This window comes from Haloleucobacter albus (genome assembly GCF_052492075.1).
This window is the reverse complement of record NZ_JBQWAS010000021.1, coordinates 184,126-208,631: the sequence shown is the minus strand read 5'-3', so window position 1 is coordinate 208,631 and position 24,506 is coordinate 184,126. Positions and strand designations below refer to the sequence as shown.

Genomic DNA, 24,506 nt, shown 5'->3' with positions numbered 1-24,506 from the left:
TGCTTACACATACGGCGTTGCTTTTGAACGGGTCTTCAAAAGCAGGGTGCGGGGCAAGGTTTCGCTTCTCGGGATACTGGGGGGGGCTGTGCGGCTGTTTATGTTTGAAAGGCCGTGTCAGGTGCCTGCGCGCGGCATTTACTGCGAATGCTTGATCTGGCGGGCAAGCCACGCAACGGCGGAAAGAAATATGCCGCCAGCCACAAGGCCGCCACCACCGCCCCACAGTAACCCTGCGGTTCCGGCCAGCCAATGGCCCGCAAGCGCACCGGCTGCACCCAGAATGAGGGGGGCCAGACATCCGATAGCAATCACGCCGTTTTCCTTCCAGCTGTCATGTCAGGTGTTACGCAGCCGATTGTGGCGCAGGCAAGGATGCACGCCCCGCTTGTTCTTCCGCCGGATGGACGCGCGCGCCCATGCCGGGGCGCCATAGATATGCAGCATTTCCACCACTCGTATTTCTTGTATCAACTTGCGTATGATTTGCGATTTCTGCATATATTGAAGTTATCAATAAAATATTAGATTTGTATGCTTTCTCATTTTTCGCCTCAATTGTGTAGTCTGTGCGCCGGATACACGCCGGGTTCCAAAGATCTGAACAGCTTTGCGGAGCATTTTGGAGCCCTAAACAGACTTTCTCAATGGAGAGAGACATGTCGAACGGCACCTTCGCAGATTTTCTCAATGCCCTGCGGGCTTTTGAATCCGGTGTGGACTGGGATCGCTATCAGTCCGGGGAGATTTCCCAGTGGCAGATTCGTGAGTGGGTGGGGGAAGACGCCTGGACCGCCTGGCAGAGTGGTGAGCTGAGCTGGCGCGACATGCAGTATCAGTCGCAGAACAGCTTGGGTTTTGTTGGCTATCAGCTGGGCGAGGCCCTGCTCATCGACACCGGCTATTATGAGGCCGAGACCTATTACGGCAATGGCGCGGGTTCCAATCTGTGGCAGGGCAGCTTCACCGGCAAGGATGGCATCGAAAGCCTGGATGACCTGAAGACCAATGTGCAGGAGGCCGTCATCCTGGCTGCCTTCGGCTTCAATCTGAAGGTGATCGAGGACGGGCTGGCCACGCAGGGCAAGAGCCTTGATGATTTCATCGGCACCACGGCCAGCTATGTAGACAGCACCAGCGGCCAGACCATCGAGGTGACGCTGACCCTGACCGGCATTCTCGCGGCGGCGCATCTGCGCGGGGCGTGGGGCACGCTGGCCCTGCTCCAGAATGGCGTTGTCTCGACCGATGAGAACGGCACGTCCATCCTCAAATATATCGACAAGTTCGGGGGCTATGAGAGCCTTGATGCCGATGTGCTGCGGGCAGCCTATGAGGACGGCACCAATATGGAGCTGGCCGAAAACCTGTGGCAGATTGATTTTGATGGCGATGGCGTCATCGCCACCCATGAGGGCGCTGCGCCCGGCGAAGGGGGCGATTACGATATTGGCGACGCCTCTTCCGGCGAAGATGCGGGTGGTGATGACACCGGTGGCAGCGCTACGGGTGGGGGCACCACGCCCACCGGCGGCAGTGCCCAGGGGCCGGATGCCAATGGCGTGACCATCATCAAGTGGGCATGGAACACGGCCACGCATATTGAGTTTGATCCGGCGCAGGACAAGCTGGATTTCGGCTGGTTCTCCAGTGACAATTTTACCATTTCCGAAGTGGATGGCTCCGTTGTCATCGCCATTCCGTCCAACAACCAGACCTATATTCTGGATGGCGTGACGCTGGCGGATCTGTCCATGGACAATATCCTCGCCAATGACAGCACCGCACGGGCGGTATGGGAAGCCGCCATGGCTGGCGCATCGACGCAAGAGCCGGGCGATGGCGAAGGTGCGGGTGAAGGTGACGCCGGCGAAGGGGGCGATAACCCGCAAGGGGGCGAGAACCCGGATAATGAGGGTGATGCCGGAGACGGTGAAACCGGCGAGGGCGGTGAAACCGGTGAAGATGCGCCGGCCAGTAGTGGCGATGGCGCGCCCACCATCACCACCATCAGCTGGTCCTGGGGGGCCAACACGGTGCTGGCCTTCGAGCCCCAGCATGACCGGCTGGATTTTGGCTGGTTCTCCGGCAACAATTTCACCATCTCCGAGGTGGATGGCTCCGTTGTCATCGCCATTCCGTCCAACAACCAGACCTATGTGCTGGATGGCGTTTCACTTTCCGATCTGTCGATGGACAATATCATTGCCAGGGATGCCAGCGCCGTGGCGCGTTGGGAAACCGCACTGGTGAACGCCGGTGATGCGGATGATGGCCAAGAAGAGGGCGGCGATACGGGCGAGGCGAATCCGGGCTCCGGCGAAAATCCGGGCGAGGACACGGGAGATGCTTCCGGGGAGGGGGCCGGTGACGGCTCGGGCGAGGACAGTGAAACCCCCGATGAAGGCGAAGCCGGAACAGGCACTGGCGAAGAGGATACTGGCGAAGAAGATGGGGGCGATGCGGGTAACCCGCCGTCTGATCCTTCCACCGGAAGCGGAGATGGGGCGCAGGGCGATGCAGGCCCCATCATCGCCGCCTATTATACGGAGTGGAGCATCTATGGCCGCAAGTTCAATGTGGCGGATGTGCCGGCCGAAAATCTCACCCATCTGATCTATGCTTTCGCGAAGATCGATTCCGCCGGCAACATGGCGCTTTATGATCGCTATGCGGCTATCGAGAAGACCTTCAGCGCGGATGACAGCGTGGATGGTGTGGCCGATACGTGGGACCAGACCCTCGCCGGCAATTTCAACCAGTTGGCAGAACTCAAGGCGGCCAATCCCGACCTTTCAGTGCTGATCGCCGTGGGGGGCTGGACGCTTTCTGGCAATTTCTCGGATGTGGCCGCCACAGCGGAAGGCCGGGCGAATTTCGCGGCTTCGGCGGTGGAGTTCCTCCAGACCTACACCATGTTCGATGGCCTTGATTTCGACTGGGAGTATCCCGGTGGTGGCGGGCTGGAGAGCAATGTGGTGCGGGCCGAGGATGGCGAAAACTACGCCCTTCTTCTGGCCGAGGTACGCGCCGCGCTGGATGAGCTGGAAGCCCGGACCGGCCGTGAATATGAAATCTCCGTCGCCTCGCCGGCGGGGTCCGACAAGATTGCGAATTTCAATCTTGAGGGCCTTGCCGAATATGTCGATTTCTTCAACCTGATGGCCTACGATTTCCATGGCGGCTGGGAAACCACCACCGGGCATCAGGCGCCGCTCCATGACACTGTGGGCGGGGATTATGACGTGGCCACCGCCGTGCAGCTTTATCTGGAGGCGGGCCTTGACCCCTCGCAGATTGTGCTGGGTGCACCGGCCTATACGCGGGCATGGTCTGGCGTGCAGGCCGGGGAAGATGGCGGCTGGAACGCCTCCAGCACCGGCCTTGCCGATGGCACCTGGGAACGCGGCGTCTATGATTACAAGGATCTGCTGAACAAGTTGCAGGAGCCGGACAGCGGCTGGACCCTCTATTGGGATGATGAAGCCCAGGCGGCCTATGTCTATAATGAGGCACAGGGCATCTTCTCCACCTTCGAGACCCCGGCCTCCATCGCCTTGAAATCGGAATGGGCACAGGCGCAGGGCCTGGGCGGCATGATGTTCTGGGATCTGTCCGGTGATACGCAGGATGTGGCCGAGAGCCTCATTCAGGCAGCCCATGACAGCTGGGTTCTGGGCCTGAGCTTCGAGGAGGTGATTGCAGATTCCAGCCTGACCCCGGATGTGGTGATTGGCGGAAATGGCGCGCTGGATTCTCTTGTCGAGGATGATGGCAGCGTGAGCCCGCCCTCCGGCTCGGATGAGGGGGAGACGCAGCAGGGCGGTACCGGCGATGACGGCGTTGATCCCGGCTCAGAAGAGACGGCCAGCGGGGATGTGCCGGCCGATGATTTGCCGGCTGGAGAAGCGCACATTCCGGTGACGACGGTCATTTCCTGGCAGTGGGGCGCAACCACAACGCTGGAGTTCAACGCGGCTGGTGGCGATATGCTCGATTTCGTCTGGATGACGGCGGATGCCTTCGAGGTGTCGGAAGAGAATGGCGCGGTTGTCATCTCCATTCCCTCCAATGCGCAGAGCTATCGCCTGGAAGGGGTGAGCCTTGCCGAGCTGAGCCTCGACAATATCTCCGCCCGCGATGCCGCCACGCTGGCGCAATGGAGCAGCCTGCTGGATGCCGCTGATGCGACAGCTGCCGATACGCTGGATTTCTCTGGCATTCCAGCGGTGCCGGAGAGCCTGAGCTCGGATGTACCCGCCCTGCTGGATGCGGAAGAGGATGCGCTTTTGGCCGAGATTGCTGTCGTGGAGGATGCCGCGCTGGTTGCGGGTGCCGACGCTGCGGATGAGGCCGGTGCGGAAGACGCCGCCCTTGGCGTGACCGATCCGCTCCACGCGCATGATGGCCTTCTGGTCTGAGTTGCACCATTCACCCCTCCGCTTCTGGCGGAGGGGTTGAGGGCGGGCCGGTCTATCCTGCCCCGGATCGGCCCGCCACCTCATTTTTCCTGCCTTCTTGCCTTCCTGACCGTCCTTGCGGCCCACGCCATTTTCGCTGAGCCCGTTCCGTGGCCATGGATGCCACTGACATGGGAACCCTTGTCATGACCCTTCGCAAAACATCCCGTCGCGCATCCGAACGTGCACCCGGCGCTGTCCAGACGTGCCTTTTGAATGCGCGCCATGCCTTTATCGGTGTGGCCTTGTTCAGCGGCGTGGCCAATGTGCTCATGCTCACGGGGCCGCTCTTCATGCTTCAGGTGTATGATCGGGTGCTGGCCAGCCGCTCCCTGCCCACGCTCATGGTGCTGGGGCTGATCGCGACGGGGCTCTATATTGCCTTTTCCATGGTGGATTATGCCCGTGGCCGGGTGCTCTCCCGCATGGGCGACAGGCTGGAGAAGGAGTTGGCGGACCCCGCCTTTCGGGCCGAACTCGCGGACGCCTTCAAGGGGCAGAATGCTGACGGGCGCGCACTTTCGGATCTGGCCACGGTGCGGCGATTCCTGTCCGGGCCTGCGCCTCTGGCCATGTTCGATCTGCCCTGGGTGCCACTTTATCTTGGCATTCTGGGGTTGCTACACTGGTCGCTCGGGCTGGTGGGGCTGGTGGGCGCTGCGGTGGTGATTGCCCTCGCCCTTGCCAATGATCGCCTCACATCCAGGGCCATGGTGCGGGCATCGGGCCATGCGGCGGCGGCAACCTCCATGCTGGAGGCCGCGCGTCGCTCCGCCGAAGCGGTGACAGCGCTGGGCATGCGCCCCCATGTGGGGGGGCTGTGGAGCGGTGCGCGCCATGAGGCCATGACGGCCGAGCGCGAAAGCGGCGACAGGGCCGCTCGCATTGCGGCCATCTCCCGTGGTTTCCGCCTGTTCCTGCAATCGGCCACGCTGGCCATTGGCGCTGTGTTGGTGATTGAACATGCCGCCACGGGCGGGGTGATGATCGCCTCCTCCATCATGCTGGGCCGGGCTCTGGCCCCGATCGACCAGATCGTGGCGCACTGGAAGGCCATTTCCGCTGCTCGCGCCGCGCGGGATCGTCTGGATGCACGGCTGGGTGCCATGGAGGAGAGCCGGGCGACCATCAAGCTGCCCACCCCGCGCGGGCGTCTTCAGCTTTCCGGCGTGGTCGCCGCGCCGCCCGGCATGCGTCGCCCGGCGGTGGAGGGGCTCAATTTCGAGATTGCACCGGGGGAAGGGCTGGCCATCATCGGGCCCAGCGCATCGGGCAAATCCACTCTGGCGCGGCTTCTGGTGGGCCTGTGGCAGCCCATGGCCGGAACGGTGCGGCTGGATGGCGCGACGCTGGACCAGTGGAACCCGGACCTTCTGGGGCGACATATCGGCTATCTGCCGCAGGATGTGGAGTTGATAGGTGGCACGGTGCGCGATGCCATTTGTCGCCATCAGGCCGATGCGCGCGATGCGGATGTGATCCGCGCCGCCCAGTCCGCCGCAGCCCATGACATGATCCTGCATCTGCCGGAAGGCTATATGACGCGCCTTGGTCCCGGTGGTGCGGCGCTCTCCGGCGGGCAGAGGCAGCGCATTGCGCTGGCCCGCGCACTTTATGGAGATCCGGCCCTCATCGTGCTGGATGAACCGAACGCCAGCCTCGATCAGGAGGGGGATGCCGCCCTGAATGCCGCCCTTCTGGTGGCGCGCAAGCGTGGTGCGGCTGTGGTCGTCATCACCCACCGTCCCGGCGGCATGGTGGCGGTAGACAAGGTGCTGATGCTGAAAGCCGGCCGGCAGGTGGCTTTCGGCCCCAAGGAAAAGGTGCTGCGCGAGCTGATGCAGGCCAATGCGGCTTCATCTTCCCCAAATACGGCACAAGGTGTGGCCAAAGGCGCAGCGCATTTGCGCAAGGTGGAGGGGTGACGATGCACAGGGGCGCTCTGTCTTTCCCATCCGCCAGCGGGCTGAAGCGCGCCATGCGACGCATGTGGCTTTCAGTTCGTCTTTTCTGGGGCCGCCATGTTTCTCCGGGTTTGGCAGGCTTGCGCATGATGAGCCCTCATGTGGTGGGCACAGGCGCGAAAACAGCGACGGATGATCCGGCGGACCCGGCCCATCATCTGCGGTTCGGGGCATTTGTGTGTCTGGCGGTGGTGCTGGGGTTTGGTGGCTGGTCCATTCTGGCCTCTCTGCAAAGCGCGGTGGTGGCCTCCGGCGTGGTGACGGCGGAAGGGCGCAGCCGCAAGGTGCAGCATCTGGATGGCGGCATCATCAGCGCCATTGCGGTGCGTGATGGAGATGTGGTGCAGGCTGGTGACGTGCTGCTGCGTTTGGATCAGACTCGCCTTGCGAGCGAACGCGCCATCATCGAGAATCGCCTGTTCGAAGCGCTGGCGCGGCAGGCTCGCCTTGAGGCCGAGCGTGACGAGGCCCCTGACATGATGCGCCCGGCGCTGTTTGATGCCATGCTGGCCGAAGACAGCGCCCGCCTGCCCGGCAACAGGGCGGTGTTCGGCTCGACCCTGAAAATGGATGCGGATATGGCTGGCCGCATCTTCTCCGGGCAGCAGCGCCTGTTCGAGGCCCGGCGGGAAACGCTGAAGGCGCAGAAGGGCCGCCTTGAGGCCGCCATGGCCCAGAGCCGTGAGCAGATTGCCGGCCTGAAGGCCCAGCGGGAGGCGCTGGAGCGCCAGCGCGCCCTGATTGGCCGTGAGCTGGAAAATACCCGTTCCCTCTATGACAAGGGGCTGGTGTCCCTGCCGCGTGTGCTGGCGCTGGAGCGTCAGCAGGCCGAGCTGGAGGGCAATATGGCTGGGCGCAGTGCGGATATGGCGGCCATTGAACAATCCATCGGCCAGCTTGAACTTCAGGTTTTGGAATTGCAGCGCGATCATCGCGAGAAGGTGCTGGCTGAACTGCGCGAGGCCGACGCCAATGTACAGGATCTGAGTGAGCAGCGCATTGCCGCCAGCGACAGATTGCAGCGCACGGATATTCGTGCACCCGTCAATGGGCGGGTGAACGGGTTGGCGGTGCATACCATAGGCGGGGTGGTGCGCCCGGCCGACACCATCATGGAGATTGTTCCGGCGGAAGAAGCGCTGATCGTGGAGGCGCGGGCCGATCCGGCCGCAGTGGACCAGCTTCATGCCGGCCAGCCCGCCCGTATTCGCCTCACCGCCTTCGAGCAGCGCACGACACCGGAGCTGGACGGCGTGCTGCTCACGGTTTCACCTGACAGGCTGACAGATCCGCATTCCGGCGCGCCTTATTATGCGCTCAAGGTTTCCATCAATGAGCAGGAGCTGGCGCGTCTGGGGGTGGACAAGCCGCTGGTTCCGGGCATGCCGGCGGATGTGTTCATTGTGGCGGGGACGCGCTCTCCGCTGAGCTATCTTACCAAGCCGCTGACAGACCAGATGGCCCGCGCCCTGCGGGAAGAGTGAGGCGCTGTGCAATTCTCGCCAGATTTCTGGACAGGAGCGGTGATGTGTATCAACGTACCTGTCGGGCGAATGTCATGTCTCCGCTTTATGTTATTCCGCCGGAATGGCGGTTCTAGATAGCTGACAGCGCAAATATGGGTATGGAGTGAATGTCGGATGCCTCCTCGGGTGAAAACGCCGGAACAGGACGGCAAGGAGGACGCAGTGTCCGCATCTGCGAACGCGGCGGACAAGATGGAATTTGCACAGCGGCTGAAAACATGGCGGCGGCTGAATAATATCAAACAGGCGGCCCTGGCCGAGATGCTGGGTGTGTCGCAATCTTCCATCTCCTTTTGGGAGACAGGGCGGGACCTGCCCTCCGCTGCATATCTGCAACGCATCACCGACCTGATGGCCGATTCCACCAGTAATGAGCTGCTTGTGGAGCGTCTGTTCGTGGAACGCATCATGGGTGGGCGCGCCTTGTTTGATCTGGATGGCGCGCGCTTGCTGGCGTCATCGCAGGGGTATCGCCAGTTGTGGCCGGAATATGCCCGGCTGGAAGGGCACTTCATGGCGCACCGCCTTGTGAACGAGGCGGCAAGCCTGGCCGACGACAGGGATTTGATGCAGGCCATTCGCAAGGGGGAGGTCGCCATCATTGGCGGGATCAGCCGGCGTATGACAGATATCGAGCTGGACCCTGCCGTGGTGCATCGCTGGCATATGTGCTTTCGCCGCGTGGGCTATCGCATCATCATTGATGTGGCCTGTGAGCGCACGGATGAAGAGGCCGTGGGCGTGACAGAATTGCTGTATCTGGACGATTGCAGCTGAACATCCGTGCCAATGTGTGTGTGCCCTTTGCCATTCGGGCTGTTTCTTGATCCGGTCTTTCCTGCCCGTTGCGCGTTGCTTCTGCTCGTTGCCCAAGTCTGCCCGCAGAAGCGATGGACCAGAGCTGGCTGGCTTATTAAACAGGCCCTGCCGTGCGCGCCTCATGCCGGCGGCACAAGGCCCGGACGAACCGGGCATTCCGGGAGACACGCCAGATGACCAACACAGCACGCCCCATCCTGTTCCAGACCGGGCCGATCATGGACCCGGCACTGGCCCCAGCACTTGCAGAGCATTTTACCGTTCTGATGCCCGAAGCTCTAGAGGAGGGGCAGGCGGGCCAGGTGCGCGGCATCGTTTCCGGCGTTGGGCGCGAAGTGGATGATGAGCTGATGGCTCGTTTCCCGGCCCTGGAAATCGTCGCCAATTTCGGTGTGGGCTACGATTCCGTGGATGTGGACGCAGCCCAGCGCCGCAATGTGATGGTGACCCATACGCCGAGCGTGCTGGATGAGGAGGTCGCGGACCTGACACTGGGTTTGCTGCTGGCCACGGTGCGGCGCATTCCGCAGGCGGATCGTTATGTGCGTGAAGGGCGCTGGCCCGAAGGGGCGTTTCCGCTCAGCCCCTCCCTGCGTGGGCGCAAGGTGGGCATGGTGGGGCTGGGGCGTATTGGTCTGGCCGTGGCGCGGCGTCTGGAAGGGTTTGGCGTGCCGGTGCTCTATCACACCCGCAACCGCCGGGCGGATGTGCCCTATATATGGCGTGGCAACCTTGTGGAGTTGGCCCGCGAGGTGGATGTGCTGGTGGTTCTGGTGCCCGGTGGTGCGCAGACCCGGCATCTGGTGAATGCCGATGTTCTGGAGGCGCTGGGGCCGCAGGGCCTGTTGGTGAATGTGGCGCGCGGCAGTGTGGTGGATGAGGTGGCGTTGGTGGAAGCGTTGCGGAGCGGGCGCATCGGCGCGGCGGGGCTGGATGTATTCGCGCAGGAGCCGCATGTGCCCGAGGCCCTGATGAGCTTCGAGAATGTGGTGGTGTTGCCGCATGTGGGCTCTGGCACATTCACCACCCGCGCCGCCATGGGCCAGCTTGTGGTGGATAATCTGCGCAACTGGTTTGCGGGGCGCGGCGCGGTGACGCCGGTGCCGGAATGTGCCGGCTGAAGCGTTGCTGAGCGCTCCGGCGGCGCTGTTTGCATGTGGGGCGCGGCGCATAGGGGCGCCGCGCCGGGTTCGCCGGGCATGTCATATTGTGTGATTTGATAGTCACATTTGTGCGGGTCAACGCGGCTGCAATCGCGGCGTCAAGGGGATGTCAGGCGCTGTTTTGGACATGAGGCAAATGCGACGTCGTCCTCATGTTGTAAAACTGCAACATAAGAATCCAGCATTCATGCGGGTTTGATTAATTTGAGGACAGTTTGTGCTCAAATTTTGTCATTAACTCCTGTCAGAATTAATGCTTCTATTTGTCCAGATTGTGTTGAGCCAAGCAGGACAAACCATGAAGAAAATCGCGCTGGCGGCGGTGTCGTCTCTCCTCATCTCCGGTACGGCCTTTGCGGCTGATATGTCCATGCCCGTGAAGGCTGTTGAGCCTGCGGCTCCCGCTCCGCTGTGGGATGTTTCCTTCGGCGTGACCGGCGCTTCCGATTATGTGTTCCGTGGTGTCAGCCAGACCAATGGCAATGCGGCCATTCAGGGCTATGCGGAACTCTCCCTGTTTGATTGGGTTTATCTGGGCGCCTGGGGCTCCAATGTGAGCTTCCTGGGTTCCGGCTCGGCTGAGGTCGATCTGTATGCTGGCGTGCGCCACACCTGGGACAAGCTGACCCTGGATGCCGGCTTTACCGGCTACACCTATCCGGGCAGCGATGCCGATACGGATCTGAACTACTGGGAAATCTACTTCAAGCCCAGCTATCAGGTCACCGACTGGCTGAATGTCGGCATGCACCTCTACTGGACGAGCGATTTCGCAGCCACCAACACCGACGGCACCTATCTGGCCGGTACGGCTGAAGTGGCCCTGCCGAGCTTCGGTCCGGGTGAAGCCATTGGCTGGCACATCTCTGGTGAATATGGCTATCAGTGGCTGGATTCCGCAGCCTGGAATGGCACCTTCTTTACCCCCATCACCCTCACGCCCTATTATGTGGACCTTTCCGGCTACAGCTACTGGAATGTGGGTGTGGGCTTCACCTACAAGGCTGCCACGCTGGATCTGCGCTATCACGGCTCTGATCTGAGCGATGACCAGTGCGTGCTCATGATCGGCAACAGCAATGATTGCGGTGACCGCTTCCTGGCCTCGCTGTCCTTCGACGTGGCCTTCTCTGATCTGAAGTGATCTTCGGGACAGATTGAAAAAGAAAGCGCCGCTCCTTCGGGGCGGCGCTTTTTTCATGCCTGCGGTGCGCAGGAGGGCGCGCTGGGTGCGGCCTCAGATCATGCCCAGACCGCGCAGGCTGGCATGGCCTTCCTTGCCCACGATGATGTGGTCATGCACTTCGATGCCCAGCGGCTTGGCCACGCCAATGATGCGGTGGGTCATGTCGATATCCGCCCGCGAGGGGCTGGGATCGCCGGAAGGGTGGTTGTGGCACAGGATGATGGCCGAGGCCGAAACCTCCAGCGCCCGTTTCACCACTTCGCGCGGATAGATGGGCGCATGGTCGATGGTGCCGGTTTGCAGCACCTCATCCACAATGAGCTGGTTGCGCTTGTCGAGAAACAGAACCCGCACCTGCTCCCGCTCGGCATAGGCCATGGCGGTGCGGCAATAATCAATCACCGCGCTCCAGGATGACAGTACCGGGCGGTTCTTCACCTGCGCTCGTGCAAAGTGCTGGGCGGCGGCCTCCACAATCTTCAGTTCGGTGATGATGGCGTCCTTCACGCCCGGCACCTCGGCCAGCAGGGCAGGCGGTGCGGAGACGACTTCCGCGAAGGAACCGAAGCGCGCCAGCAGATCCTTGGCCAGCGGTTTTACATCCCGACGGGGAATGGCGCGGAACAGAATGAGTTCCAACAATTCATATTCGGCCAGCGCCTGCCCCCCGGCGGCGCGAAAGCGCGCCCGCAACCTGTCACGGTGGCCGTGATAATGCGGGGGCGCTTCACGTTGAGGGCTTGCGGGGGGAGGATCTGGACGCGCAAACCCCTTATCTGCGGGCCCTTCATGGGCTGAAGGGTCTCGCAGTGGGGCTTCATGCAGGCCGTCGCGGGGATCGTCGACCATGGGCAGGCTCTCGGTCGGGCTGGATCTGGCTGGAACCTGTTCAGGCGATGGAGTAGGGCGGCTTGTCATAGCCCTTGGGGCTGAGCGTGAAGATCTCCACCCCTGTCTCCGTCACCCCCAACATATGCTCGAACTGGGCGGAGAGGGAGCGATCGCGGGTTACGGCGGTCCAGCCGTCGGAGAGCACCTTCACATGCGGCTTGCCCAGATTCACCATGGGTTCCACGGTGAAGAACATGCCTGGCACGAGTTCCGGCCCCTGCCCACGCTCACCCACATGGATGATGTTGGGCTCGTCATGGAACACCCGGCCGATGCCATGGCCGCAGAAATCGCGCACCACGCTCATGCGCTGGGGTTCCACAAATTCCTGAATGGCCGCGCCAATATCGCCCACATGTGCGCCGGGCTTGATGGCCGCGATGCCGAGCATCATGGCTTCGTAGGTCACTTCGATCAGCCGCTCGGCCCTGCGGGGAATGGCGCCCACGGCATACATGCGGCTGGAATCGCCATACCAGCCATCCAGTACGATGGTGACATCGCAGTTCACGATATCGCCTTCGCGCAGCGGCTTGTTGTTGGGCATGCCGTGGCACACCACATGGTTCAGCGAGGTGCATACGGAATAGCGATAGCCGCGATACATCATGGTGGCTGACTGCGCCCCGGCCGCCACGGTCATCTCATAGACCAATGTGTCAATCTGGGCGGTGGTTACGCCGGGCTTCACCAGTTCGGCGATGGCATCGAGAATGCGGGCGGCGAGCTGGCCGGCCTTGCGCATGCCCTCGAATGCTTCGGGGCCGTAAATCTTGATCTTGCCGTTCTTCCGCAGCGGCGCGTCCGCCGCTTCCACATAGCTCATGGCCTTGCCTTCCGTCGGCTGCGGGAAGGTGGCCTTCCGCAGCCGTTCTCGCGCGGCCCGGCATGGGGCCTGCGCTGTTTTTCTGCCGGGTCAAACATGCCGGAGCCGTCCGGCGCACCCGATCAATCCATGACGGGAGATTTAAGCCGAATATGCTTCAAAGCAAGTCTTCCGCGCGACTCTCTTGCTTTCTTCGCGTCGTCTTGTGGCGTTGACCGAAGGTTCGTTCACCAGCCCGCATTCAGCCTTTCATGGGGATTTGCCCGGCCACGCGGATGCCGTGCGTATCGACATGACACACAAGGCCAATGGCTTCCACCCCTGCCGCGTGGGCGGCATCGAAAGCTGCGCCATAGGCGGGGTCAAGATCGCGGGCCAGCCGGATATCACAGGCAGAACCGATCTGGCTGAGATAGACCATCACCGCCCGCCGGCCATCCGCGACCTGTGCGGCGAGTTCCACCAGATGCTTGGCGCCGCGGGCAGTGACACAATCCGGGAATTCGGCCTGCCCCGGCGTGCGCATGAGATGCACATTCTTCACTTCCACCAGGCAGGGATCGCGGGCATCATCCTCCAGCAGAATGTCGATCCGGCTGTTGACGCCATATTTCACCTCGCGACGCTGGCGGGCATAGCCTGCCAGGGCGGGTACCCGGCCTTGCGCAATGGCCTCGGCCACCAGCGCATTGGGATGCATGGTGTTAACGCCGACAAGCTCCGGTCCCTGTCCGAAATTCGCCTCCACCAGTTCCCAGCTCAAGGGCAATTTGCGCGTCGGGTTGGATGAGCGTGAGAGCCAGACCCGGCTGCCCTCCGCCGTCAACCCCAGCATGGCGCCGGGATTGGCCACATGCACTGTGGTTTCTGTGCCGTCTTCCAACAGTACATCGGCCAGAAAGCGTTTATAGCGTCGCAGCAGGCGGGCAGGCATGAGGGGGCTGGGAAACTGCATGGGAGAAAGCCGGAGAAGGACGGTTCAGGGGAAGGGTAAAAGATGAAGGGCAATGCCGGCGAAGAGCAGGGCCGGGAAGATCAAGACTCTCCTGCGAATCGCGCCGGCATCATGACAGCATAGGTCGGGAAGAGTATGGATGAACCCAGCCTCTGGCATGTTTGCCGGGTGCGATGGGTCTCAACAGGCTGGAAAGTCATCTCTGCACTGCAAAACAGGGGAGGTGGTGCGCTTCCTGCCTTCCGGCCATTGAGTTGCGCCCGGCTTCGCCGCATCCTGCCAGTTCCGCGCGGCATGTGCGGGCTTGGCAGGCTCAAATTTCAGGACCGTACAAATGAATACTCCCACCCCGGTCGTCCGCAAGAATTCGGTTCTGCGTCTGAGGGCCGGGCTGTTGCTGCTTGTCGCCTTTATCTTGCTGTGCGGCTCTGGCGGTTATTTTGTCGCCTCGAAGTTTGGTCTGGGTTTGGGCTGGGCTCTTCTCATCGCCATCATCATCTGGGTGGGCGTGGGCATCGTGCTGACCAGAATGCAGCCCAAGGTGTATTATGGTCTGGCGACTGTGGTCACAATCATACTGGCTTATCTGGTCTATGATTTCATCACGAGCGCGCTGGGCTGGTCGAGCATGACAGCCGCCATTCTGGCCGCATTGGCCACAGCGCTTCTGGGGTTCACCTTTCAGGATTTTCAGCGCCTGAAGGGGGAGTTGGGCCGCATGATCTACCGCCGCAAGCTCTAATGGCGCGGGTATTGCCGGGCTGAGCCCCCTTCCATCGGTAGAGGGTGTGCGCTAGCTTGGCATATATCAAAGGTTGTAGTGCGGCGGCAGGGGGCTGTCAGGCGATGGGGTGCCTGGATCATTTATCCGCCGCTCAGATCTGAGCTCGGGGCTGGGATGACGGACGGACGCCTGTATCAGTTCACGGGGCCGGCGGTTGCCATCATCATGGCCGCAGCCTTCCTGCTGGCATTTCTGTATCAGACCAAACGACGGTATGTGCTGTATTTTGCGCTGGCGTTTCTGGCATATGCTCTGGCGGCTTTGGTGCAGATGCTGGGCATTCCAAAGAACTATGCCGTGAATGCACTGCTCAGCGGCCTGATCTATACAGCTTGCATCGCCCTGATGATACAGGGCGTGTTGTTGCGTGATGGGCGCAGGGGGCTGAAACCCGTTTATTACCTCATCGCTGCTGGCATCATGGGGTTATTATGGGTTTTCACCTATATCCAGCCCTCTCTCATGATGCGGATTTACACGCAGAATTTCGGCTATGGGCTGATGCTGCTGGTGGCTGCGGGCGCGATCCGGCATCGCCGCCACAGCCCGCTGATAGACAAGGTCATGTTCTGGGCGGTTCTGCTGTTTGGGATGCACTTCTTCGTGCGAACCGCTCTGACCGTGCCGATCACTGATGAAATTACAAAAATCGGAGAGATGTACAGCGCTGGTTTGAGCCGGGAGGAGATCAGCGCCAATTTTTCCTATTCGCCATTCTGGCAGACCCTGAACTTCTCCATTCTGATCTGCGGGTTTGCGCTGGCCATCGTGTTCTTGTTGGCGGTGGTGACTGATATTATTGATGATATTCGCCGGGATAGCGCGACAGATACCCTGACGGGCCTGTTCAACCGCCAGCATTTTGATGCCGAGGCCCGTCGCTTGTTCTTGGGCAAGGCTTCTCGCCCGCTGAGCGTCGTCTTTTGTGATCTCGACCATTTCAAATCCATCAATGATACTTTCGGGCATGCTGCGGGAGATCAGGTGTTGCGCCACTTCGCCAGAATATTGCGCGATGAGTTGCGGCGTGGCGATGTGGCCGCCCGTTTCGGCGGGGAGGAGTTTGTTGTGCTGCTGGTTGGCACATCTCTGGCCGGGGCGGTGTCCTATGCAGAGCGTGTGCGCACCCATCTGAAACAGACATGTTTTGAAGGGCTGGAGGAACGCTCGGTGACAGGCAGCTTCGGTGTGGCGCAAATCGGGGAGGAGGAACTTCTGGAAGATGCGATCCACCGGGCCGATCTCATGGCTTATGAGGCCAAGCGCACCGGGCGCAACAAGGTGTGCGCCGACGAGGCCATGTCAGCCTGTAGTGTACGGATCGGGGCCAGGGGGGATTCTCCCGCGATGCAATCGCAATAAGGCATCGAAAGATGCCCATGCATGTGAGGCGCGTGCCGGTGCGTTGGGCCGGCAAGGGTGATTTGCCGGGTGCCTCTGCCGCGCGAATGCTCTAGATTCCCCATGGTGCCATCATGGAGAATGATTTTTGACTTCCGCGCAGAAGGACAATGCCGGCCTGCCGGTTCCGGTTCATGCCGGCTCCCCCGTGGGCGCGCGCCTGCTTGGCAGTGCCGGGCTGGTGGGGGGCGCGGGACTGGGGTTCGTGCTGGGTGGGCCACTGGGCGCGCTGGCCGGTGCATTGGCCGGCCATGTGCTGGCGCGCCTTCTGGCACCGGCCCCCAAGCCGGCGGCCTTTTCCATCGCGCTCATCGCCCTTTCCGCCAAGATGGCCAAGGCCGATGGCGTGGTGGTGCCTGCTGAAGTGCAGGCTTTTCAGGAGGTTTTCACCATTCCGCCCGGTGAGTTTGAAGCCGTTTCGCGGCTGTTCAATCTCGCCAAGGCCGATACGGCTGGCTATCAGGCTTATGCCCGGCAGGTGGCGCAGATGTTCGCCGATGATGCCGATACGCGCGAAGACCTGCTGGACGCGCTGTTCCATGTCGCCAAGGCGGATCATGCCCTGCATCCGCGCGAGTTGGATTTCCTGCGCGATGTTGCGGAGATTCTCGGTTTTACAGGGCTGGCTTATGAGCGGATCGAGGCCCGCCATGTGCGTCGGCCGGATGATCCCTTCGCGGTGCTGGATCTGGGGCCGGAAGCCAGTGACGTCGAGGTGAAAGCCCGCTGGCGCACCCTTGTGGCCACGCACCATCCCGACAGGCTGGCGGCCCGTGGCCTGCCGCCGGCCGCGCTGAAACTGGCGCATGACAGGGTGGTTGCCCTGAATGCCGCCTATGCCCGTATCACCAGCATGCGCGCCCCGGCCTGACCGGACGCCAGAGCCCATGGTTTGCAAATATGAGTGATCTTCTCTCCTGTGCTGACAGTCCGTTGGTGCAGTCTCTCGCGCCCACTCCCAATTTCGGCGCGCGTCGCCTGCCAGTGGATATGCTGCTGCTGCATTATACAGGCATGGAAAGCGCTGGGGCCGCCCTGGCCATCATGCAGAAGCCGGAGGCCGAGGTCTCCTGTCACTATGTGGTGCTGGAAGATGGCGGCGTGGTGCAGATGGTGGCTGAGGCGCACCGGGCCTGGCATGCCGGGCGCGCCATGTGGGAGGGCGTGAGCGACATCAATTCGCGCTCCATCGGTATCGAGATTGTCAATCCGGGCCATTCTGGCGGGTTGCCGCCTTATCCACCGGCGCAGATCAGCGCCGTGGTGGCGCTGTGTCGGGATATTCTCTCCCGCCATCTCATCCGCGCCGACAGGGTTCTGGGCCATTCCGATGTGGCCCCGGATCGCAAGGAGGACCCCGGCGAGCGTTTTCCGTGGGATACGCTGCATGAGGCCGGCGTGGGCCATATGGTGCCGGAGGCGCAGGTGGAGGGCGGGCGTTTCTTCATGCCGGGTGATGCTGGCCAGCCGGTGGAGGCGCTTCAGGCCATGCTGGCCCTTTATGGCTATGGCCTTCCGGTGAGCGGTGCATATGACAGCATGACCGAAGCGGTGGTGCGGGCCTTTCAGCGCCATTTCCGCCGCTCGCGGGTGGATGGGGTGGCCGATGCCGGAACCATCATGACCCTGCGGAACCTGCTGCTCAGCCGGCCCGGAGATGCGCCTGTCATTGCCTGAATGGCGCCTCGCCCGAGGCGGCTGAAAACGGCACCCATTTCGTGTTTCATATGAAGGGTGCGGGCCTATGGCTGGTGCGCGGGCAATGTGCGCGCTATTGAGCCTCCTTGCAGACTGAAGGGGCTGATATGTTGGAAACCATCGTCGCGGCATTGTTGCCCATTGTCGTGACTTTGATGTTCGGGTTTTTCGCAGGCTGGAGACGGAATTTCGATCAGGAGCAGGTCTCGGCGCTAAACCGTATGGTGATGCTTTATGCCCTGCCCATGCTGCTCTTTTCCGGCATCCTGCAAACGCCCCTTCCCGAGATTACGCGCAACACCCGGCTTGTCATGTGGATCACCATTGGCATGGTCGGTTCTCTTGTGGTGGTGTTTGGTGTCTGCCGTCTGGCATTGCGCACATCCGCCCAGCTGGCAGCCCTGCGTGCGCTGGCCATTGGCGGGCCGGCCGTGCCCTTTGTGGGCACCCCGGTGCTGAGTGTGCTCTATCCGGTGGATGCGGATCTGGCGATCGCGACGGGCAGCATGTTGCTGTATCTCGTTCAGTTGCCTCTGGTGATGATTTTTCTTGCCGGCGGACAAACCCGGCAGGATAGCGCGTCTGCGGGGATGGCAGGCATTGTGCGCGCCAGCTTGCTGCATGCCGTACGCCAGCCGGTGGTGTGGGCACCCTTGCTGGCCTTCGGCCTGTTGCTTCTGGGCTTTCGCATGCCTCATTTGCTGGAGGGATCGTTCACCCTTCTGGGACATGCGACAAGCGGTGTCGCCCTGTTTGCCGTGGGTGTGGCCCTTTATGATCAAAATGTCAGCCTGTCTTGGCCTGTCATCATCAATGTGTTTTGCCGGAACCTGCTGATCCCGGTTCTGCTCCTGGGCCTGATGGGGCTGTGCGGTGTTCCGGATGCCGAACGCGCCCTGGCGATGATGACGCTGGCCCTGCCGACCGCAGCTATTGTGGTGATCTTTGCGCTTGAGGCGAAATGCGCGGCGCAGGAGATGGCCTCCACCCTTTTTGTCAGCACCGTTCTGTCGGTGGTGACAATGGGATTCTGCATCTGGCTTGCGCCGGGCTGAAACATGGGCCAGGCATTTGGCCTCAGGCCACGCCGGTGCGCAGCAGATCATGAATATGCAGCACGCCCACGGCCTTGCCCTGATCGGCCACCAGCAGGGCGGTGATCTTCTTCTCATTCATTGCCGCCAGCGCCTCGGTGGCGAGCTGGTCCGGCTGCACTGTCTTGGGGGCGGGCGTCATGATGGCGTCCACGGGCTGAATGGTGAGGTCTGAAGTCATGTGACGGCGGAGATCGCCATCGGTGACGATACCCACCAGAATCCCGTCATCATTCACCACGCCCACGCAGCCGAGCCCCTTGGCGCTCATTTCCACCAGAGTCTCGCCCATGGCGGTGCCCTGCTTCACCAGCGGCACGGCATCGCCCGCGCGCATCACATCCCGCACGAAGCTGAGGCTGGCGCCCAACTTGCCGCCGGGGTGAAACTGGCGGAAATCGCGCGCCGTGAAGCCACGGCTTTGCAGCAGGGCCACGGCCAGCGCATCGCCCAGCGCCAGTTGCATGAGAGTGGAGGTGGTGGGGGCCAGGCCATGGGGGCAGGCTTCCGGGGCCAGAGGCAGGGCCAACAGCACATCGGCCGCTGTGCCCAGCGCGCTTTCCGGCCGGGAGGTCAGGGCGATGAGCGGCACGCCGAAGCGCCCGGCATAATGCACCATATCCCGCAGTTCGGCCGTTTCGCCGGACCACGACAAGGCGATGATGACATCATCCGCCGCGATCATGCCCAGATCGCCATGGCTGGCTTCGGCCGGGTGCACATAATAAGCGGGGGTGCCGGTGGAGGCGAGGGTTGCGGCGATCTTGCGCGCCACATGCCCGCTCTTGCCCATGCCAGTCACCACCACGCGGCCCCGAGCGGTGCGAATGGTGGAAACAGCCTTTCCGAAGGCCTCGCCAAGCGGGCCGGCCAGCGCAGCGGAAAGGGCTTCCAGCCCGTCCTGTTCAGCGCGCAGCGTGGCGAGGGCGGAGGTGACGGCAGAGGTGGTCATGGGGCAGAGGCTTCCGTTGCCCGGATGGGGCGCGATGGCATGAAGGGGCCGGATGGCTGCGCCTGAGATAGCATTCTTCACCAGCGATGGGGAACCATCTCACGCAGATGTGGCCAGCCTGAGCCGGTGGGCCAAATGGGCTTCTCCCATGCTTTTGCACATGCGGCACTTGACGTCGCGCCCGCTGCGGCCCATGTGTGCGCCCCACCAGCCGGCCGGGCGGCCGCGGCATTTCGATGTCGAGGAAAGTCCGGGCTCCACGCAGACACGGTGCCGGATAACGTCCGGCGAGGGCGACCTCAGGGAAAGTGCCACAGAAATCAGACCACCTGCGCATGCGCAGGCCAGGGTGAAACGGTGGGGTAAGAGCCCACCGCGCGGCCGGCAACGGAAGCGGCACGGCAAACCCCACCGGGAGCAAGGTCGAATAGGGACAGCACGGGAAACCACCCTTGTTTGCGGGGCGCTGTCCGGGTTGACTGCCAGAGGCGCCGGGTAACCGGCGTCCCAGATGAATGGCCGCCACGTGGGCTTCGGCCCGCCATACAGAACCCGGCTTACAGGCCGGCTGGTGCTTGCTTTGCGCGGCCTGTCACAGGCTGCTGTTCACGCCATCTTTCAAGGCGTGGCGCGGGCGGCCTGTGTTTCGGCGATCAGCTTTTCCACATCCGGCAAAATGCCATCGACAATGCGGGCGACGCCCTGGGCATTGGGGTGCAGCCCATCCGGTTGGAGAAGCTGCGCATTGCCGGCAACCCCTTCCAGAAAGAAGGGGTGCAGCAGCACGCCATGGCTGGTGGCGATTTCGGGAAAGATGACATCGAAGCGGGCCTGGTAATCCGGCCCCAGATTGGGGGCGGCTTTCATGCCCGAAATCAGCACCACGAGCCCGCGTGCCTTGAGGCGGGTGACGATCTTGTTCAGCGAGGCGCGCGGCACTTCCGGCGGCAGGCCCCGCAGCATGTCATTCGCGCCCAGCTCCACAATCACCGCATCCGTGCCGGGGGGAACGGACCAGTCCAGCCGGGCGAGGCCCTGTGTCGTGGTATCACCGGAGACGCCGGCATTTTCCACCACCACATTATGGCCGCGGCTTTTCAGGGCGCTTTGAAGCTGCACCGGAAAGGCATCGGCCGGGGCCACGCCATAGCCGGCCGTCAGGCTGTCTCCCAGCGCCACGATGCGCAGGGGGGAGGAGGTGCGGGTATCCGCCGCAGCCGGCATGGCCGTGAACAGCAAAGCGGGCAGAAGGGCCAGTGGCAGAGCCCGTTCCGGCAGAAGCCCTCTCAGCGCCTTGAACAGCATGTTTCATTCTCCTGTGGCCTTACGGCCGATGATTCATTCGCATTTCCGCTGCGTCAGGCTTTATGCTGCGCCGCAGATTGGCTGTCTGTTTTTCTCAAGCACATGGATATGTTCGCGCCATGGTTCCATCCGCTTCCGCCGCCTTATCCGATCAGGTCTCCGGCATGCCGGCTCTTGCCCTGAGCGGGGTGGATTTGTTTCTGGGCCAGGGTGCAGCGCGGGTGCATGTGCTGCGTCAGGTTTCCGTCACCATTGCGGCGGGGGAAACGGTGGGGCTGGTGGGGGCCTCCGGCTCCGGCAAATCCAGCCTGCTGATGGCGATGGCCGGGCTGGAGCAGGTGGATAGCGGGAAGATCATGGTGGCAGGGCAGGAGCTCACTGTCCTGTCTCAGGATGCGCTGGCCCGGTTCCGGGGGCAGCATGTGGGCATTGTGTTCCAGTCCTTCCATCTCATTCCCACCATGACGGCACTGGAAAATGTGGCCGTTCCGCTGGAGCTGGCCGGGCGGGCGGATGCTTTTGCCCGCGCCGCGCAGGAGCTTGAGGCGGTGGGCCTTGGTCATCGCGCGCATCATTATCCGGCCCAGCTTTCCGGGGGGGAGCAACAGCGCGTGGCTGTCGCGCGGGCCTTGGCCCCGGAGCCGCCCATACTGGTGGCGGATGAGCCGACGGGCAATCTCGACGAAGGAACAGGTCGGCAGATCATGGATCTGCTGTTTGCCGCCCATGCCGCGCGTGGCACCACGCTGGTGCTGGTGACGCATGATGCCACGCTGGCCGCACGATGTGAAAGGGTGTTGCGCCTGCGGTCTGGCTCTATTGTGGAAGACAGCAGCGGGGCCGCCGCGCCGCACTCGGCCGGAGCATCGGCATGAGCGGTGGGCAGATGAAGAGCGGGGCGCGGCTCCCGGTTTCACTGCGTCTGGCCCTGCGGGAATTGCGTGGGGCGAAACGGGGCTTCACGGTATTTCTGGCCTGCCTTGTGCTCGGGGTTATGGCCATTGCCGGTATTGGCAGCTTTGCTGGGGCGCTGACGGAAGGTCTGCACCGCGAGGGGCGGGCGATTCTGGGCGGGGATGCGGATTTCACCCTTGTGCAGAGACAGGCCGGCACGAAGGAGCGCACTTTTCTGGAAGGGCAGGGCAGGCTGGGTGAGGTAGCGCTGTTGCGCGCCATGGCGCGGGCCGCAGATGGCGATGCAGCGCTGGTGGAGCTGAAGGCGGTGGATGGCGCATATCCGCTTGTCGGCGCACTCGAAACACGACCTGCCCGGCCTCTGCCGGAGCTTCTGGCCTATCGTGATGGCGCATGGGGAGCGCTGGCCGATGAGGTGCTGATGGCCCGTCTGTCCCTTTCTCCCGGCAGTCATGTGCAGGTGGGGGAGGCGACATTCGAAATCCGCGCCGTGCTGGAAAAAGAGCCGGATCAGCTTTCCGCTGGCATTGGTTTCGGGGCGCGGCTGCTCGTGTCCATGGCGGGGCTGGAGGCCAGCCATCTGGTGCAGCCCGGCAGTTTGGTGCGCTGGAGCTATCGCCTGCTTCTGCCGGACACCAGCCCGCAGACCCTTGAAGATGTGATGGTGCAGGCGGAAGCCGCGCTTGCGGAGGGTGGTTTCCAGATGCGTACGCGTGAGGCCGCCGCTCCCCGGCTGGAGCGTAGCGTGAAGCGCATCGCCCAATTCCTCACCCTTGTGGCGCTCACGGCGTTGCTGGTCGGCGGCGTGGGGGTGGCCAATGCCGTTTCCAGCCATCTGGCCACGCGACAGGAGGTGATTGCCACGCTGAAGGCGCTGGGTGCGCCGCGCCGGGTAATCTTCACCACTTACGGGCTGGAAATTGCGTTGATCGCCCTGTTCGGCATCGTGCTGGGGCTGTTTCTGGGGGCTGCCCTGCCTTTCGTGGCCAGTGCGGCGGTTGCGCCTTTCCTGCCGTTTCCGTTGCAGCCCTTTGTGGATTGGCCGGCGCTGGGGCTGGCTGCGCTCTATGGCTTTCTGGTCGCGGCGGTTTTCACCATATGGCCATTGGCGCGGGCGCAGGAGGCTCCGGTTTCCGTGCTGTTCCGAGGCGGGTTTGATGCCCGCCCTCCGCGCTCATCACGCATGACCATGGGGCTGGCGCTGGGGCTCATGGCTGTTCTGGTGGTGTTGCTCGCCGCGCTGGCAGTGCTGAGCGCGGAAGATATGCGGATTGCAGGGTTCTTCCTTGTGGCCGCCGTGCTGGTTTTTGCCCTGCTGCGGCTGGTGGGGCAGGGGGTGATGGTGCTGGCCCGCCATCTGCCGCGCCCTCATGCGCCCATGGCGCGGTTGGCGCTGGGCAATATCCACAGGCCCGGCGCGCTGACGCCTACAGTGGTGCTCTCGCTTGGGCTGGGGCTCACATTGCTGGTGGCCATTACGCTGGTGGACCGCTCCTTGTCCCATGAACTTTCCGGCCGCTTGCAGGAGGATGCGCCGAGCTTCTTCTTCGTGGATGTGCCCTCGGATCGTGAGGCGGATTTTCGCGACTTCATTCAGGAACAAGCCCCTCGCGCCGAACTGAAGAGCGTGCCCATGTTGCGCGGGCGCATCATGGCCCTGAACGGCGCGCCGGCGGATGCCGACAAGGTGCCGGCCGATGCCGCATGGGTGCTGCAAAGCGATCGGGGGATCTCCATGGCGGATACGCTGCCGGAGGGCTCCCGTCTGGTCGCCGGGCAGTGGTGGGCGCCCGGCGAGACCCGGCCTCTGGTCTCCTTCGATGCGGAACTGGCCGGTCGTCTCGGGCTGGCGCTGGGGGATACGGTGAGCGTGAATGTGCTGGGCCGCACCATCACCGCAACCATCGCCAATCTGCGAGAGGTGGAATGGGAAAGGCTGGGCATCAATTTTGTCATGGTGTTTTCGCCGGGCACATTCGCCGGAGCACCGCATTCCACGCTCGCCACTCTCAGCTGGCCGCAGGGCGCGGACACGGCGCGTGAGGTGGAGGTGCTGAAGGCCGTGGCGCAAGCCTGGCCGGCCGTGACCACCGTGCGGGTGAAAGAGGCGCTGGAACAAGCTCGCCAAATGCTGGACGATCTGGGTTTCGGTGTTCGCATCGCCAGCCTTGTCACGGTGCTGACCTCCATTTTCGTGCTGGCCGGAGCCCTGGCGGCGGGGCATCAGCACCGGGTTTATGATGCGGTGGTGCTGAAGACGCTGGGTGCCACGCGGGCCAGGCTTCTGGGGGCCTATGTGCTGGAATATGCCGGTCTGGGGCTGGTGACGGCGCTATTCGCCATTGCCGCCGGCGCATTCGCGGCCTGGGGGGTGACGACGCAGGTGATGGAGATCAGCTTCGTCTTTCCGCCGGGGGCTGCTCTGGCCGCAGTGGCCGGCGCGCTGGCCCTCACTGTGGGGTTTGGTTTGCTGGGTACCTTCCGGGCGTTGGGGCGGGCTCCGGCCCGGCTATTGCGACATCTGTGAAGATCTGTCTGTTGGTGGGCTGTGAAAAGCTTGATTCTTC

The 24,506-nt window shown here is 62.7% G+C and carries 20 protein-coding genes and 1 other RNA gene; 14 read left to right on the top strand and 7 right to left on the bottom strand.

Annotation, left to right across the window (positions count from 1 at the left end; all coding sequences use genetic code 11):
- Window positions 1-138: 138 nt before the first annotated feature.
- Together ACT6QH_RS05420 and ACT6QH_RS05415 are read right to left on the bottom strand one after the other, a co-directional pair.
- Window positions 139-315: a hypothetical protein gene (locus ACT6QH_RS05420; protein WP_444973783.1), complete on the bottom strand. Its 177-nt coding sequence runs from the start codon at window positions 313-315 to the stop codon at window positions 139-141.
- A 31-nt stretch (window positions 316-346) separates the two neighbouring features.
- Window positions 347-661 (bottom strand): hypothetical protein, encoded by a 315-nt coding sequence (locus tag ACT6QH_RS05415; protein WP_444973782.1) that lies wholly within the window; start codon window positions 659-661, stop codon window positions 347-349.
- Between ACT6QH_RS05415 and ACT6QH_RS05410 the strand changes: the two genes are divergently transcribed.
- The 6 genes from ACT6QH_RS05410 to ACT6QH_RS05385 all read left to right on the top strand — a co-directional run bounded on the left by ACT6QH_RS05410 (window position 660) and on the right by ACT6QH_RS05385 (window position 11,076).
- Window positions 660-4,421, top strand: coding sequence for a glycoside hydrolase family 18 protein (locus tag ACT6QH_RS05410; protein WP_444973781.1), 3,762 nt, complete (start codon window positions 660-662; stop codon window positions 4,419-4,421). The genes ACT6QH_RS05415 and ACT6QH_RS05410 overlap by 2 nt on opposite strands.
- Before the next feature lie 185 nt (window positions 4,422-4,606).
- Entirely contained in the window at window positions 4,607-6,385 is a 1,779-nt protein-coding gene (locus tag ACT6QH_RS05405) for a type I secretion system permease/ATPase (RefSeq protein WP_444973780.1), read from the top strand.
- A gap of 125 nt (window positions 6,386-6,510) precedes the next feature.
- Window positions 6,511-7,908 carry an HlyD family type I secretion periplasmic adaptor subunit gene (locus tag ACT6QH_RS05400; RefSeq protein ID WP_444973779.1) on the top strand — a complete coding sequence of 466 codons (1,398 nt, stop codon included), beginning with the start codon at window positions 6,511-6,513 and terminating at the stop codon, window positions 7,906-7,908.
- 204 nt (window positions 7,909-8,112) lie between these two features.
- Window positions 8,113-8,727 (top strand): helix-turn-helix domain-containing protein, encoded by a 615-nt coding sequence (locus ACT6QH_RS05395; RefSeq protein WP_444973778.1) that lies wholly within the window; start codon window positions 8,113-8,115, stop codon window positions 8,725-8,727.
- 215 nt (window positions 8,728-8,942) lie between these two features.
- Window positions 8,943-9,890 carry a 2-hydroxyacid dehydrogenase gene (locus ACT6QH_RS05390; RefSeq protein ID WP_444973777.1) on the top strand — a complete coding sequence of 316 codons (948 nt, stop codon included), beginning with the start codon at window positions 8,943-8,945 and terminating at the stop codon, window positions 9,888-9,890.
- 340 nt (window positions 9,891-10,230) lie between these two features.
- The gene (locus ACT6QH_RS05385; protein ID WP_444973776.1) at window positions 10,231-11,076 is read left to right on the top strand and encodes a TorF family putative porin; all 846 of its coding nucleotides are present in this window, start codon (window positions 10,231-10,233) and stop codon (window positions 11,074-11,076) included.
- Between the two features lie 93 nt (window positions 11,077-11,169).
- On the opposite strand, the gene radC is transcribed toward ACT6QH_RS05385, so the two are convergent.
- The 3 genes from radC to sfsA form a co-directional block, all read right to left on the bottom strand.
- On the bottom strand, window positions 11,170-11,967 hold the full coding sequence (gene radC / locus ACT6QH_RS05380) for a RadC family protein (RefSeq protein ID WP_444973775.1): 798 nt from the start codon (window positions 11,965-11,967) through the stop codon (window positions 11,170-11,172).
- A 40-nt stretch (window positions 11,968-12,007) separates the two neighbouring features.
- On the bottom strand, window positions 12,008-12,835 hold the full coding sequence (gene map / locus ACT6QH_RS05375; RefSeq protein WP_444973774.1) for a type I methionyl aminopeptidase: 828 nt from the start codon (window positions 12,833-12,835) through the stop codon (window positions 12,008-12,010).
- Window positions 12,836-13,076: 241 nt separating this feature from the next.
- Window positions 13,077-13,790: a DNA/RNA nuclease SfsA gene (sfsA, locus tag ACT6QH_RS05370; protein ID WP_444973773.1), complete on the bottom strand. Its 714-nt coding sequence runs from the start codon at window positions 13,788-13,790 to the stop codon at window positions 13,077-13,079.
- A 334-nt stretch (window positions 13,791-14,124) separates the two neighbouring features.
- Between sfsA and ACT6QH_RS05365 the strand changes: the two genes are divergently transcribed.
- From ACT6QH_RS05365 to ACT6QH_RS05345, 5 genes are all read left to right on the top strand, one after another.
- Window positions 14,125-14,532 (top strand): hypothetical protein, encoded by a 408-nt coding sequence (locus tag ACT6QH_RS05365; protein WP_444973772.1) that lies wholly within the window; start codon window positions 14,125-14,127, stop codon window positions 14,530-14,532.
- A gap of 156 nt (window positions 14,533-14,688) precedes the next feature.
- The gene (locus tag ACT6QH_RS05360; protein ID WP_444973771.1) at window positions 14,689-15,936 is read left to right on the top strand and encodes a GGDEF domain-containing protein; all 1,248 of its coding nucleotides are present in this window, start codon (window positions 14,689-14,691) and stop codon (window positions 15,934-15,936) included.
- A 127-nt stretch (window positions 15,937-16,063) separates the two neighbouring features.
- The gene (locus tag ACT6QH_RS05355) at window positions 16,064-16,846 is read left to right on the top strand and encodes a TerB family tellurite resistance protein (RefSeq protein WP_444973770.1); all 783 of its coding nucleotides are present in this window, start codon (window positions 16,064-16,066) and stop codon (window positions 16,844-16,846) included.
- A gap of 29 nt (window positions 16,847-16,875) precedes the next feature.
- Window positions 16,876-17,652 carry an N-acetylmuramoyl-L-alanine amidase gene (locus tag ACT6QH_RS05350; protein ID WP_444973769.1) on the top strand — a complete coding sequence of 259 codons (777 nt, stop codon included), beginning with the start codon at window positions 16,876-16,878 and terminating at the stop codon, window positions 17,650-17,652.
- Window positions 17,653-17,780: 128 nt separating this feature from the next.
- Window positions 17,781-18,728: an AEC family transporter gene (locus ACT6QH_RS05345; RefSeq protein WP_444973768.1), complete on the top strand. Its 948-nt coding sequence runs from the start codon at window positions 17,781-17,783 to the stop codon at window positions 18,726-18,728.
- 22 nt (window positions 18,729-18,750) lie between these two features.
- Here the strand turns inward: ACT6QH_RS05345 and ACT6QH_RS05340 are convergent, their stop codons facing one another.
- Window positions 18,751-19,719: a KpsF/GutQ family sugar-phosphate isomerase gene (locus tag ACT6QH_RS05340; RefSeq protein ID WP_444973767.1), complete on the bottom strand. Its 969-nt coding sequence runs from the start codon at window positions 19,717-19,719 to the stop codon at window positions 18,751-18,753.
- A 207-nt stretch (window positions 19,720-19,926) separates the two neighbouring features.
- On the opposite strand from ACT6QH_RS05340, the gene rnpB reads away from it, so the two are divergent.
- An RNA gene (gene rnpB, locus ACT6QH_RS05335) (RNase P RNA component class A) lies at window positions 19,927-20,295 on the top strand.
- Between the two features lie 42 nt (window positions 20,296-20,337).
- Here the strand turns inward: rnpB and ACT6QH_RS05330 are convergent.
- Entirely contained in the window at window positions 20,338-21,024 is a 687-nt protein-coding gene (locus ACT6QH_RS05330; protein WP_444973766.1) for an arylesterase, read from the bottom strand.
- 164 nt (window positions 21,025-21,188) lie between these two features.
- Between ACT6QH_RS05330 and ACT6QH_RS05325 the strand changes: the two genes are divergently transcribed.
- Both ACT6QH_RS05325 and ACT6QH_RS05320 read left to right on the top strand, forming a co-directional pair.
- Window positions 21,189-21,899, top strand: coding sequence for an ABC transporter ATP-binding protein (locus tag ACT6QH_RS05325; RefSeq protein WP_444973801.1), 711 nt, complete (start codon window positions 21,189-21,191; stop codon window positions 21,897-21,899).
- Window positions 21,896-24,466: an ABC transporter permease gene (locus tag ACT6QH_RS05320; RefSeq protein ID WP_444973765.1), complete on the top strand. Its 2,571-nt coding sequence runs from the start codon at window positions 21,896-21,898 to the stop codon at window positions 24,464-24,466. Before ACT6QH_RS05325 ends, ACT6QH_RS05320 begins: the two co-directional genes overlap by 4 nt.
- Window positions 24,467-24,506: the final 40 nt, after the last annotated feature.